The sequence below is a fragment of the Vibrio sp. 1288 genome (assembly GCF_033344475.1).
In genome coordinates, this window is record NZ_JAWPOX010000003.1 from 216,318 (window position 1) to 228,586 (window position 12,269).

Below are 12,269 nucleotides of genomic sequence, written 5' to 3' on the forward strand. Positions count from 1 at the left end.
CCGTGAAGACGTACTAGTCACGGCTGAAGTGTTCACTCAACGCGGCACGACGTTTAGAGGCTGCGCCGGTTTCTGAGCCCTGAACGGTATGCTCAAATCCTTTACGAATGAATCGCTGATCTGGAATAAGAGGCTCAATACGGCGTATTTGAGGTGAAAGATGAGAGCCTGAGATCTGATACGCGGTCTTTCCTAATCCGGTATTCAACGTGATGACCTTGCCATCGAATTCAAATTCCGTCGTAATAAGTCGATGATTTCGGTATACCCCATCTTCAGTGAAAACGAGATGTTCTGTTTGGTAGGGTGGCGCGCCAATCTCAATCCATTCGCCGTACACCTTTTCCGGATCAATGTGGTCTTGATAGGAGAGGTGGATTTGATAGCCAAAAAACGTCAACAGACCCATCCCGAAGCAGACAAATGTACTCTTGAGGATTTTGGATTGGTGGCGAGCCAAAAATGAAAGTTTTGGTTCTTGTCGTGCTTTTCGCCTTCGGCGAGTCGAGTCCGTCATAGATCTAATTTTCTCCACTTTTTTAACATGGTGGAAACCTTCCTTTTTAAAAACAAACAATCCCGCCATTGAGACGACGAAACTATGATCTAATGTCCACTTTTACATTCAGATACACATCTTATTGATGGTTTTGTTGTTTGCTCACATTCATTACTTCGCAGGTTTTCTTGCTCGGTTTAGGTCGCCTGATTAATCCTCGCGAAAAAAGGTTCTCGCTCAGTAGCAAAGGATGTGCGTTATTACGTTGAGTTTAATGGCTTTCAAAGCTTGAGTAACGGAAAGAAACAAGGTAAAAAAGAGCGGACTTTTGATAAGGAAACCAATAATGAATATTAAGGAAAATAGCTATTTTGCTGGTAGTGTAAAATCACTAGGCTTTAACCAGAAAGATCAGGATGTTAGCGTTGGTGTGATGCTTCCTGGTGAGTACACGTTTGGTACTCAAGCACCAGAGCGTATGACGGTTGTAAAAGGTGCGCTTGTGGTCAAGCGTGTTGGCGAGAGCGATTGGACGACTTATCAAAGTGGTGAGTTTTTTGAAGTGGAAGGTAATTCTTCATTTGAGCTTCAAGTGAAAGAAGCGACTGCGTATTTATGTGAGTACTTCTAGCGTTCATTTGTTGCTCGTCATAAAACCACCTTCGGGTGGTTTTTTCGTCTATGTGCTTCACTTATAACGCATCTTTTTGGTTATTTGGGTATATACTTAATAAAAATGTACCCATCGACCAGGGAGGAAGTGATGGCAGTACAACGCAAGCATTCTGATCTCCCTCCTCGTTACGAGGACAAAGATCTCACCAATGAGCAAAGACAGCGCTTTACCGAAGTTGCCAATGCCGCTCACAAGAGACGTGAATTTTATCGACGTGCTCTAGGAAAGAGCTTAATGGGCAAAATGAAGGGCCGTGCGTTTAAAGATCACCCCACTCGTCAGCAAGACAAGCCGAACAGAACGTTGCAAGTAGTGTGGTTAATCGTATTCCTCGTTGTGGGGCTTTGGGTGATGCATGTGTTCGCTTAGTCATTAGCAAGCTTCTGGTACAGCTGGTGCATCAGATGTTGACTGTTCTTCCGTATTGCAGTGCTCATAAAAGGCGTACTGGTTTTTACCAGTATGTTTAGCTGCGTACATTGCTTTATCTGCACATCGAGTCAATTCAGACAAATCCTTTGCATCTTGCTTATAGATAGCAGCACCTACACTCATTGTTAACTCGTTAATCATATCGTAGCTTCGGTAACCTGTCGGAAACAGATTCACGATCCGTTTTAGGATGCTGTCGAGGTCATCTTTACTTTTTACATCGTAAAGCATGATTACAAACTCGTCACCCGCAAATCGAGCGATGGAGTAGTCGTGTTTATCTGTTTTTCTGTCTTTGTTGCGAATGTTATTTTTTAATCGAGTGGCGAAGGCTTGAAGTACTTGGTCACCAATATCGTGCCCGTAGGTGTCGTTGATGTGCTTGAAGTTATCGATATCGAGAAAAACCAATGCGGTGATGCTGTCATCAGATGAGTGCTTGATTTCATCGAGCTTTGCGCGCGCCCAAGTTTCAAAGCTCCAGCGATTGGCAAGCCCAGTGAGCTGGTCAAAATATGCTAACTCCTCAATCCCCTCACGATACAGTGTTTGAATGTAATTGAGGACTTTCGTGTAGTAATACGAGAACGTGTGACACACAAACGCGGTCGCTATCAGGGTCAGCATCAATCTCCGCTCTATGATTTCTGTGGCTGTTGGCAGTCGATCTAAAAAAGCGACCCCAAAAAAGATCAGTAAAATGTAGGTGCCACTGAACAGCAGACCGACCTTAAACTCATTAATTAATACCAGAGTGGCGACAATAGGATATAGCCATAACATTTTGCCTGACGGAGCGTCGTTATACAGAAGTAACAATAACCCTTCGAACATTAAGACAGCACTTAGCCATAAGTCGGCGTATTGATGGTGCCGCTGGACTTTTATTACATAACTGATTGCTAAGCATGCCAGGGCACATAAAGCATGGAAAAAGCTTAAACCCCAGTTATTCTCAAGTGATTGAGCAATGGAACCATAAGTTAAACAGGCAGCGGCGATACTGGAGCATAAAAAGACAATTTTCTTTTTTCTTGTTGAGCGGATGTCCGCCATTTCTTCTAAGCGCGCCCCAGCCAATGTCGACATTACGTATCCTTGCTTAATTAACGTGTACGCTTATTCTAGGCGGTATTTTCGCGATAAATAGAACAACAAAGTTTCCAAATGTGATATCAGTCATTTTTAGTGCAAAGCCATCAGTGTGATTTGGTGCGAGTGTTCAAAGAGGAATGGTGGCGCATGCAGGTTTTCATGACGGTTCTTCATGGCTCTATATGGTTCGACTGATAATTCAAAGTAATGTATCTAGTTAGACACATTTCTATTGATTATCCTGATTCTGTTCGGTGCTCGTTGATTGAGAGTATTGTTCACCAATCTCTGCTCTACGTATCGTCAAGGCATATGTCGTTTCGAAAATGCATTAGAAATATTTTTCCGAAACAGGGCGAAATATTGTTGTCGTTATGACCAATATGCGACTAGAATCCGCGCTAAATCACAACCTCATATCGAGCTTCGTTCGAGTCACTATTTTTAAACTGCTTCACAAAATTGTGAGGCAGTTTTTAGTTGTAGGAAAGGTTACAAGCATGCCTAAAAGCCAAAACATCAACCAACGAATGTCCATCGTGGCATTAGCTTGGCCAATTCTTGTCGAAATTTTGCTACGGACGGCTTTAGGAACCAGTGACGTGTTCATGCTGAGTGGCTACTCAGACAAAGCCGTATCCGCTGTTGGTGTGATCACGCAGATTACCTTCTTTTTAATCATCGTTTCGACGTTTGTCAGTAGCGGTACGGGGATTTTGATTGCCCAATACAATGGCGCTGGACGCGAGCAAGAGTCAGTGAGCGTTGGTGTTGCGAGTATTGCGTTGTCTGTGCTCGTCGGTGTGCTATTGAGTGTGATTGCCGTGCTTGGTGCGATATTCCTGCTCCCGTATTACGGTTTGGAGGCGCAAGTCGAGCAATACGCACGTGAATATTTGCTGATCAGCGGAGCGATGACGTTCAACGTCACCATAGGCATAGTCTTTACGACCATTCTGCGTAGCCATGGCTATTCGCGCTCTCCAATGGTGGTGAACTTGATCTCGGGTGTGTTCAACATCATTGGTAACTATATTGCGCTTTACCAGCCATTCGGTTTACCTGTGTATGGTGTGCAAGGTGTAGCAATAGCAACCGTCGTCAGCCAAGTCATCGGTACGTTAATGTTATGGTTTATTCTCGCTCGCAGTAGCATTGAACTACCAATGTCGACTATGAAACAAGTACCGGCAGAGATTTACAAAAAAATCTTAAAAATCGGCGGTATGAACGCGGGTGAAGTGCTGTCTTACAATGTGGCGCAAATCTGCATTGTGTATTTTGTGGTGCAAATGGGGACGGCATCGTTAGCGGCTTTCACTTATGCGCAAAACATTGCCCGTTTCTCGTTTGCTTTCGCGCTGGCAATTGGTCAGGCAGCGCAAATTCAGACTGGTTACTACATCGGTAAAGGTTGGGTGAGCAGCATTTTAAAACGCGTACAAATCTACTTCTTACTAGGATTTGTGGCATCAACGGCGGCAACCACACTGATTTACCTGTTTAGAGAAGAGATTCTGCGCGTATTTACCGATCAACCAGAGATACTCGCATTGGCAGGTTCGTTAGTCATGGGCTCAATTCTGCTCGAGGCCGGACGTGTGTTTAACCTGATTTTTATCGCGGGGCTCAAAGGCGCGGGTGACATCAAGTTCCCAGTGCAAATGGGGATTTTGAGTATGTGGGGACTAGGCGTGCTTTTCTCTTACATCTTTGGCATCCACTTGGGTTATGGCGTTTTAGGGGCTTGGATGGCAATCGCTCTCGATGAATGGGTACGTGGTATCATCATGGCAAGACGTTGGCGCTCTCAGGTGTGGACCAAGTTTAAGGTGAGCTAACGGTTTTCGGTATCGCGCATCACGCTTATTCTGTTGTTAGAAAACAAAAAAAGGCACTGATAGTCAGTGCCTTTTTGTTATTTAAAATCGGGAAGACGTTAGAATTCGCACTCAGCTTGGAACACCATACGCTCTTTGCTGTATGGATGATCCAGCTCTAGCATCTCAGCATGCAGGTGTAAGCGATTCGATTTTTCGCCGTATAAACCATCACCAACCATCGGCATGTTTAACCCCATGTGATGAGCACTGTGTACACGTAGTTGGTGAGTTCGCCCGGTTTTCGGATACATGTATACCTTGCTGCGTCCATCTTTGACTTCAATCAGTTGCCAGTAGGTTTCTGCATGTTTCCCGTGTTCAAAACACACCAGTTGACGTGGGCGGTCGTCTGGGTCACCACGCATTGGCAGTGAAATTTCCCCTTCAGGCTCGTTTAATACGCCTTCGAGCAGTGCCATATAACGTTTTTGTACGCCGCGAGCCATAAACTGTTTTTGCAGGCTTTTGTTCGCGCGTTTAGTTAAGGCAAACACCAAAATGCCAGAGGTCGCCATGTCGAGGCGATGAATCACAAACGGCCCTTCCACATCAGGGAACATCGCTTGTAGGCGTGTATAAGCAGAGTCCTTGATAGTTTTACCTGGCACTGAAAGTAAGCCCGAGGGCTTGTTGACGACGACCATAGCGTCGTCTTGGTAGATTATCTCTAGCTCTTTGTCTTCTGCCCAATTCTCCGCCAATGGGTTAGGTTCGACATCCAGTCCTTGCATCATATGGCCCAAAATCGGCTGACATTTGCTATTACACGATGGGTAGAACTTTTTGTGTTGGCGAACTTCAGACTTTGGCGACACACCCCACCAAAATTCTGCCAGCGCCAGCGGTTTGAATTCGTGTTTAAACGCGTATTGAAGCAGTTTTGGCGCAGCACATTCCCCCGCACCTGCTGGTGGGACTGGGTTTGTGGTGTCCGCAAAAATGTCCACCAAGTCGCGTGCTTCGCCATGGTTGTTTAGAAAGCGGTATTGTTTATGCAGTTTGTGCTGCAAAGCGTTGGAGAGTGTCTTGCGCTGCTCTTTCAGATGAGCAAGTTGCTGCTCTAACTCGGCCAATCGCGCTTCTTTGATTGCAAGCTTTTCATCCCACGCTTGCTTTAAGTATTTGAGAACGTTTTTCTCGGCGACACTTTGTTTACCCAACTCATCCAACAAGATTTTGAGGTCATCGGCATTGAGCGTTTGCTCGCCCTGTTGGCGCTGTCGCTTGCGTGCTGCTCGGCCATCAATCATCACTTGGCGCTGTGTTTGCTCCTCTTGCTGATAAGCGGCTCGGTCGGCTTGGATTTGCGCTTTAAGATCCGCTAATTCCGGATTCGCGGCACAGGTTTTGTACTCCGCATTGGCGGCGTTGATGGCATCCGTTTCTGCGCGGAAGAAGCCTTCATCGGTCAGCATGTCGTACACAGGAGGGACAAATCCTGGAATCAAGTTTTGGTCAGCAATTTTGCCAGAAAACGCACTTAAAAAGCCGAGATCGCCTTGAGGGTTTTCTACCAGCAATACGCCAAACATTTTGCCTCGCCCCGTTTCTTCATTAACCAAACCAAAATCGTGTTCGAAGTCGGTTTGCGCTAATAAGTGCTGTTGCAATTGCTTTGCGGCCATAACGCAAAGAGGATGCGGCGTGTAGTAGAACGGAAACGTAAACTGCGTTGGCAATTCATAGCCAGAAATATCAGCAGTAAAACGAGTAAAACAATGTTCAGGCGAGTGCATGGTGGGTATCCGCGAGAGTAAAAAATCGAGCGAGGATTGTACCTGTTTGAGTCAGGATTGCCATGTCGGTGTTGGCACTCGCTCTTGGATTAAGAACAAGAGCGAGTGGGGAAGAGCTTATCGCAGTTTTTGTAATGCAAGCTTCCACTGTGCCGGTTTGTCGTAGTAGGCCGAGTGCGGCAAGGTCAAGTACTCGCCATTTACTTCTGCAATCAGGGTTGGATAACCACCAACGTGTAACTGTCGCATCAATTGTCGGCTAGAGCGAATTCTCTCATCTAGTTCGGCTTCGCTTAACGCCATGTTTTGCTCCCACGCATCACTTGCTAAACCTAGCGATTCTGCAATGGCTTTGAGCGTCGATGCTTCATTCACTTTTAACCCGAGCTGATAATGCGCAGATTGGATGGCCTTTAGCATGTGCCATGGATTCAGCCCCATTTTTTCCGCACTCAAGATCGCTTGTGTTGGTAGATAAGAATCAAGAACAAACGCATCTTCGCTTTTCACGCGTTGCAGATATGCTTCACCAAACGTCGCTCCGGTTTCGGTTGCAATACGAGCGTCACTGTTGATGATGTGCTGACGAAATTCAGGTTCAATCGCGCGTTTCTCAATCATACCGCCGGGATGAAGCTCTACCTTAAATTGAGAGGTGTCCATCAAGGCTTCGATGAGTGGTGATGCCCCGTAGCACCAACCACACATGGGATCGAAGAAGTAATGCACGGTTACCATGACATTTCACCAGTATGCACTTTCGCACCGATTTCTAGCGCGATTGGCAATTGAACTTCTGGGTATTTCGCAGACATGGTGTCAATGAGTTGAACGCTGTTATTGCTGTGTTTTTTCGCTTGCTGAAAATCCTGCAAGTATTGTTGCGAGTAGCGAATGGTGTCTGCGTTCAGCTTTGTGCCTGCTTTCATGTGACCAGGAATGACCACTTGAGGTTTAAGCGCAAGCATCTCGCTAAGTTGCTGCTCCCAAGCATTGATGGCGGTCTGGTCAGCGGCATCTGCCATCCACAAATGTACGTTTGAGTACACGGCTACGTTACCTAGAATCGCTTTGTTATCTGGAATCCATAGGTAAGGGCGGTGTGCTGATGTGCCATGGTTACCACGAATTTCAATCTTATGACCTTCTAGCTCTAATGATGCTTTATCGTACGCGACAGGGATCACTGGTTTTACCGGTGCGTTTGCGCCCAGCTTTGGTCCCCAGTACGCCAGCTTTCCAGCCAATTTCTCTTGAATAATTTTTTGAACCGCAGGCGTTGCGATGATCTGCGCATCAGGGAACAGTTGGTGTAGGGCCTCTGCGCCAAAGTAGTAGTCTGGGTCCGCTTGGCTGATAAAAATGGTTTTAAGCGTTTTGCCTGAGTCCAACACTTTAGCGGCAATGCGCATCGCGTCAGCTTTGGTGAAGCCAGTGTCGATGACCATGGCGTCAGTCTCACCGTATACCAAGGTTGAGTTAACGTGGAAGCTGTTACCGTCGGCGTTGTAAACCTCAAGAGTAAGGGGAGAGTGGTTTGCCGCTAGGACAGGGCTTGCCATTAAAACGGATGCAGCAATCAAAGTGAATTTTTTCATAATAAGCTCCTAAAGAATTTGGGGCCAAGCGACGATGGCTTGGGAACGGGAGCTATATTAGGAAATTGATACGCTCGGAAAAATACACAATAATGTGCATCACTATTTCTTATTTCGAGCAAATGTATGGACAGAGTAACGGCAGCAAAAGTATTTGTGGATGTGGTCTATTCTGGCAGTTTTACCGCGACCGCAGAGCGGTTAGACATGTCTCGGCCTATGGTGACTCGTTATGTAGAGGCGATGGAGAACTGGCTGCAAACTCGTTTGTTGCACCGCACCACGCGCAAGGTGTCGCTCACCACCGCAGGGGAGCGCAGCTTGCCTCAGATTGAGCGCTGGTTAAAACAGGCCGATACGTTGACGTCGAACATTGCCGTTGATGGTGAGCTGTCCGGAAAAATCCGTCTCGCGTCTAGCACTTCATTTGGATTCTCACAGTTGATCCCAGCAGTAAACAGTTTTATGCAAAAGCACCCCAAAGTGCATATCGACATAGATCTGCAAGACTCAGTGAGTGATCTAACCGAGCAACGCATCGATCTGGCAATCCGAATTGCGTCAGATCCCGATCCTTCTTTGATTGGTAAGCCGATTGCGGTGTGTGAATCGGTGTTGGTGGCATCGCCACAATACTTGCAAACTCACCACGCGATCGCGCATCCGCGAGATTTATCTTCACACGACTGTTTGGGTTACAAAAACTTTGAGCGTCACGTGTGGCATTTGTCTCAGGGCGACCAGTTCGAATCGGTGGGAATTGAGTGTCGCCTAACCAGCAATGAGGCCACGGCGTTATTGCATGGCGCGTTACAAGGCATGGGTATTTCGATGCTGCCAACCTATTTGAGCAATATCTATCTGCAATCGGGTCAGCTTGAGTCGGTGTTGCCGAATTGGAAGCCAAATGATCTCAACATTTACGCGCTGTATTCATCACGTAAACACTTGTCTCCTGCGGTGAGAGCCTTCATCGATCACAGTGAAGATTACTTTAAACTGCACCCTTGGTAATCGCGAAGGCGTCGTTGTCCCGACTTGAGATTCATACAAGATCCTGTACCTTACATGGATATATTTTTCGCAACGTCATTTAGAGTTTTAGTTAATGTCACAAGTTCGCATCAAATTTATTGCTTCCGATATGGATGGCACTTTGCTTGACCAATACGGTCGTTTGGATCCAGAGTTTTTCGACCTGTTTTTGCAACTGGAAGAGCAAGGTATTTTGTTCTCCGCTGCGTCTGGTCGTCAGTATTACAGCCTGCGAGACACGTTCGCGCCAATCAAAGATAGAGTGTTGTATGTGGCCGAAAATGGCACCTTGGTGATGTACCAAGACAAAGAGCTCTACAGTTGCGCCATTCCTAAAGCGGAAGTGGCGGAGATTGTGAAAGCGGCTCGTGAAATTGATGGAGCGAACATCGTATTGTGTGGCAAGCGCTCGGCGTACATCGAAACGCATGATCAGCAATCACTGGAAGAGTTTCAAAAGTACTACCATCGCTGTGAAACGGTGACGGATTTGCTTGAGGTCGAAGACGAGTTCATCAAGGTAGCGATTTGTCACTTTGACGGTTCGGAAGAGCTCCTGTTCCCGACCATGAACGCGAAGTTTGGTGCAACGCATAAAGTTGTAGTGAGCGCAAAAATTTGGCTGGATGTGATGAATGCCGAGGCATCTAAAGGAGCGGCCATTAAGCATCTTCAAGATACAATGAATTTTACTCCGGCCGAAACCATGACGTTTGGTGATTACCTCAACGACCTCGAAATGCTGCAAGTCAGTGAGCATTCGTACGCGGTTGCCAATGCGCATGAAGAGATTAAGAAAATCGCTCGTTATTCTGCGCCAAGCAACCAAGAGGCTGGGGTACTCAAAGTGATTAAAGAGAAAGTGTTAGCGAAGTAACGCCCTCCTTTCGATGTTACTTTCTTGTTAACGTAAAAAGCCCCGCAGTACATGCGGGGCTTTGTTTTTTTGTGTGTGATGGGAGGGGGGAGTAATGTTCCCGTTTTTTAGCGCACGTAGTTGGCAGTTGCGCTGACTAAAAAGTGCTGCAACTTTCCATCCGATTTTGGTACCCACAAGTCGTTGTGGTATTGGTAGATACGGCCATTGACGGTCACAGACAAGGTGTTATCACCCGTTTGTTCCATGCGAATAAACTGATCCGAAGTGACCAAAAACGGCTCTTGTTCTTCAATGCTCTGACCCGTTGCCAATACGAAGTAACCGAATCGGTTACCAGCATCCGGATCGGTTGAGTAGATTCGATGGCCAACGAGGCTGTAGTCGTCGTTGAGTGCCTGCTCAAGCGTTTTTTGCCCGATGGTTTCGTGCGATGGAATAAATACCCAAGCCAACACACCTGCCGCAATGACTGCCAGTAGAAGCAGTACTTGCATGAACTTTCTCATCATATATACCGTTTAACGTTGAAATTTCATTTTGTACATGCGCTTATCCGCTATGCTGATAAGAAAGTCAACATTGTCACTGTCTTTAGGGTATTGCGCTAAGCCCATGCTTGTTGAAAGTGTTGAGACTTTATCGGAGTTTAATATTTGTGCATCAAAGACGGTATTTATCTGCTCACGTACGTTCTCTTCATTGAGATGTTCACCTTCAAGGATAACCGCGAACTCATCTCCTCCCATGCGATAAACAGTAAAATCATTGAGTGCCATAGAATTAAGCCGCCTAGCGATTTCCCGCAGTACAGTGTCGCCAACTTGGTGTCCGTGTGTGTCGTTGACTTCTTTAAAACCATTTAAATCTAGAATCCAGAGAGAAAAGGGCCTTTTTTCTTGAGTAAATTTGTTTAGGGTAATGAATAGTGCATTGCGGTTCCCTAGGTTCGTTAAAGGGTCGCTGAGCGCCAATTTTCTATGAAAATGGGATTCACGATAAAAGAAATAAGTTAGAGAGATAATCGACAAAACGAACGTCGCAAACAACATATATTGTGCTTGCATTAAGCGCTGGGTTTGACCTTTTTGTGCTTCATAAGCTTTACTGCTTAGGCGGAAGTTTTGATTAACGAAGTCTATTAAGCCTAAATATAGTGTTTGAGTTGAACGATAAAATGCAGCAGCAGCTTGGCTGTCACCTGTTCTAGCTTCTACTAGTTGTTTTTCTAGCTCTTTGAACTCTTCAAAAAGATTAATGAAGTAAAGGTGCATGTTGTTCCGAGAAAAGAACTTATTGGCTTTCGTGCTACTGGTCAATAAGTCAAAGCGGCTCCACGCTAACTCGTATTGAAGCTCTGCACCATCAATATTCAATACGTTTTCATCTAACCGTCTGGCCTCGCCGACAAGTTCTGATAGTTCTTTGGAGAGTTGGAATAAAAACCAAGTCGCTTGTTTTTGTTCGTTATTAAAATTTTGTGAGAGTGAACGTGTTTGCTGTAAAAGCACGACATTCGCGAGAAGCAAAGAAACGGCAAACACCACCAGCAGCATTTTGCTGGTGGTAGAATATTGCAATATTCTTTGTTTCTTAGAATAGGGTTCTGATAACTTCATTCTTATTATTTTTCTTTTATTTCATTTACTTGCCATACCATTTGCGCATGATATTTATTGTAGTTTAGCTCTGGATAGAGATTGAGTGGATATATCACCCAGAAAGGGCCTTTATTCCTGACTTTTATGTAATTCTGATCTTGTTGATAAGCCAGTATTGGTTGATATCGAAGAATATCTTGTCGGGACAATGTCGAGTGATAGTCGTTTAAGCTGCTGATATCAACCTGCTCTGGTACCTTTCCGTAGACGTGTGTAAGAAGCGTGCTGAGTTTAACGCCTAAAAACTCTGACGAAGCAGGAAGCCAAGGCAATGTCATCGTGTAGCTAGTGGTAGGTAAAGCTTGGATCTCTTCCAGTTCCAGTATGACACTAGGCTGCTGGCTACTACTAAATACGATCGTATTTGCAGACAAGAATGGCGCAACAAAAAACAGACCTAGCGCGACTATCTTTTTCATCATATGCCCTTTTGAGTTTTATTCTTTTTTCTTAGCTAGGACAAAGGTGCTAGCGGTAATTTATTTATAATTATAGAGCCAACCGGATGAGATTTTATAATACGTTATGTTTCAAAAATAACTGTCGGTTTACGTCACGTCAAGGTTATTAAGTTGCTTCTTAATTAAAAGCTCAGAGTATTGGGATGATGGTAGAGTTTCGTAATGATTTCGCGGTATTTAATTGGTTTTTAGTGCAACTTTGTTTCATTTTTAATAAAGATACTGTGTCGGAAATGAGAATTTAATAAGGCGAGAAATGGACGTCGAATTTGTTCTTAAGTTACATTATTTTACATATTTAAATCATCGATATTCA

The 12,269-nt window shown here is 45.2% G+C and carries 13 protein-coding genes; 5 read left to right on the forward strand and 8 right to left on the reverse strand.

The window, feature by feature from the left end; genetic code table 11:
- Nucleotides 1-13 precede the first annotated feature (13 nt).
- Entirely contained in the window at nt 14-517 is a 504-nt protein-coding gene (locus tag R8O11_RS03885) for a DUF2850 domain-containing protein (RefSeq protein WP_318193932.1), read from the reverse strand.
- Between the two features lie 328 nt (nt 518-845).
- Here R8O11_RS03885 and R8O11_RS03890 point away from each other — a divergent pair, with 328 nt between their 5' ends.
- Both R8O11_RS03890 and R8O11_RS03895 read left to right on the forward strand, forming a co-directional pair.
- Nucleotides 846-1,130 carry a pyrimidine/purine nucleoside phosphorylase gene (locus tag R8O11_RS03890; protein WP_005383244.1) on the forward strand — a complete coding sequence of 95 codons (285 nt, stop codon included), beginning with the start codon at nt 846-848 and terminating at the stop codon, nt 1,128-1,130.
- Nucleotides 1,131-1,262: 132 nt separating this feature from the next.
- The gene (locus R8O11_RS03895) at nt 1,263-1,544 is read left to right on the forward strand and encodes a hypothetical protein (RefSeq protein WP_005374405.1); all 282 of its coding nucleotides are present in this window, start codon (nt 1,263-1,265) and stop codon (nt 1,542-1,544) included.
- Between the two features lie 3 nt (nt 1,545-1,547).
- Here the strand turns inward: R8O11_RS03895 and R8O11_RS03900 are convergent, their stop codons facing one another.
- Nucleotides 1,548-2,696: a GGDEF domain-containing protein gene (locus tag R8O11_RS03900; protein ID WP_025768745.1), complete on the reverse strand. Its 1,149-nt coding sequence runs from the start codon at nt 2,694-2,696 to the stop codon at nt 1,548-1,550.
- Between the two features lie 506 nt (nt 2,697-3,202).
- On the opposite strand from R8O11_RS03900, the gene R8O11_RS03905 reads away from it, so the two are divergent.
- Nucleotides 3,203-4,543, forward strand: coding sequence for an MATE family efflux transporter (locus R8O11_RS03905; protein WP_172563677.1), 1,341 nt, complete (start codon nt 3,203-3,205; stop codon nt 4,541-4,543).
- Nucleotides 4,544-4,641: 98 nt separating this feature from the next.
- On the opposite strand, the gene R8O11_RS03910 is transcribed toward R8O11_RS03905, so the two are convergent.
- The 3 genes from R8O11_RS03910 to R8O11_RS03920 all read right to left on the reverse strand — a co-directional run bounded on the left by R8O11_RS03910 (nt 4,642) and on the right by R8O11_RS03920 (nt 7,919).
- On the reverse strand, nt 4,642-6,321 hold the full coding sequence (locus R8O11_RS03910; protein WP_064376357.1) for an RluA family pseudouridine synthase: 1,680 nt from the start codon (nt 6,319-6,321) through the stop codon (nt 4,642-4,644).
- Nucleotides 6,322-6,438: 117 nt separating this feature from the next.
- On the reverse strand, nt 6,439-7,059 hold the full coding sequence (locus R8O11_RS03915) for a DsbA family protein (RefSeq protein WP_017633828.1): 621 nt from the start codon (nt 7,057-7,059) through the stop codon (nt 6,439-6,441).
- On the reverse strand, nt 7,053-7,919 hold the full coding sequence (locus R8O11_RS03920) for an MBL fold metallo-hydrolase (protein WP_318193933.1): 867 nt from the start codon (nt 7,917-7,919) through the stop codon (nt 7,053-7,055). Before R8O11_RS03920 ends, R8O11_RS03915 begins: the two co-directional genes overlap by 7 nt.
- Before the next feature lie 126 nt (nt 7,920-8,045).
- Here R8O11_RS03920 and R8O11_RS03925 point away from each other — a divergent pair, with 126 nt between their 5' ends.
- Together R8O11_RS03925 and R8O11_RS03930 are read left to right on the forward strand one after the other, a co-directional pair.
- The gene (locus tag R8O11_RS03925) at nt 8,046-8,933 is read left to right on the forward strand and encodes a LysR family transcriptional regulator (protein WP_020841638.1); all 888 of its coding nucleotides are present in this window, start codon (nt 8,046-8,048) and stop codon (nt 8,931-8,933) included.
- 94 nt (nt 8,934-9,027) lie between these two features.
- Complete coding sequence (locus R8O11_RS03930; RefSeq protein ID WP_025516303.1) at nt 9,028-9,831, forward strand: Cof-type HAD-IIB family hydrolase; 804 nt, start codon at nt 9,028-9,030, stop codon at nt 9,829-9,831.
- A 107-nt stretch (nt 9,832-9,938) separates the two neighbouring features.
- Here R8O11_RS03930 and R8O11_RS03935 read toward each other — a convergent pair whose 3' ends face one another.
- From R8O11_RS03935 to R8O11_RS03945, 3 genes are read right to left on the reverse strand one after another with little or no spacing between them, the layout of a single operon-like run.
- Nucleotides 9,939-10,328 (reverse strand): hypothetical protein, encoded by a 390-nt coding sequence (locus R8O11_RS03935; protein WP_005464976.1) that lies wholly within the window; start codon nt 10,326-10,328, stop codon nt 9,939-9,941.
- 24 nt (nt 10,329-10,352) lie between these two features.
- On the reverse strand, nt 10,353-11,450 hold the full coding sequence (locus tag R8O11_RS03940) for a GGDEF domain-containing protein (protein ID WP_005383270.1): 1,098 nt from the start codon (nt 11,448-11,450) through the stop codon (nt 10,353-10,355).
- Nucleotides 11,451-11,455: 5 nt separating this feature from the next.
- Nucleotides 11,456-11,911, reverse strand: a complete 456-nt coding sequence (locus R8O11_RS03945) for a hypothetical protein (RefSeq protein WP_005374384.1) — start codon at nt 11,909-11,911, stop codon at nt 11,456-11,458.
- Nucleotides 11,912-12,269 lie beyond the last annotated feature (358 nt).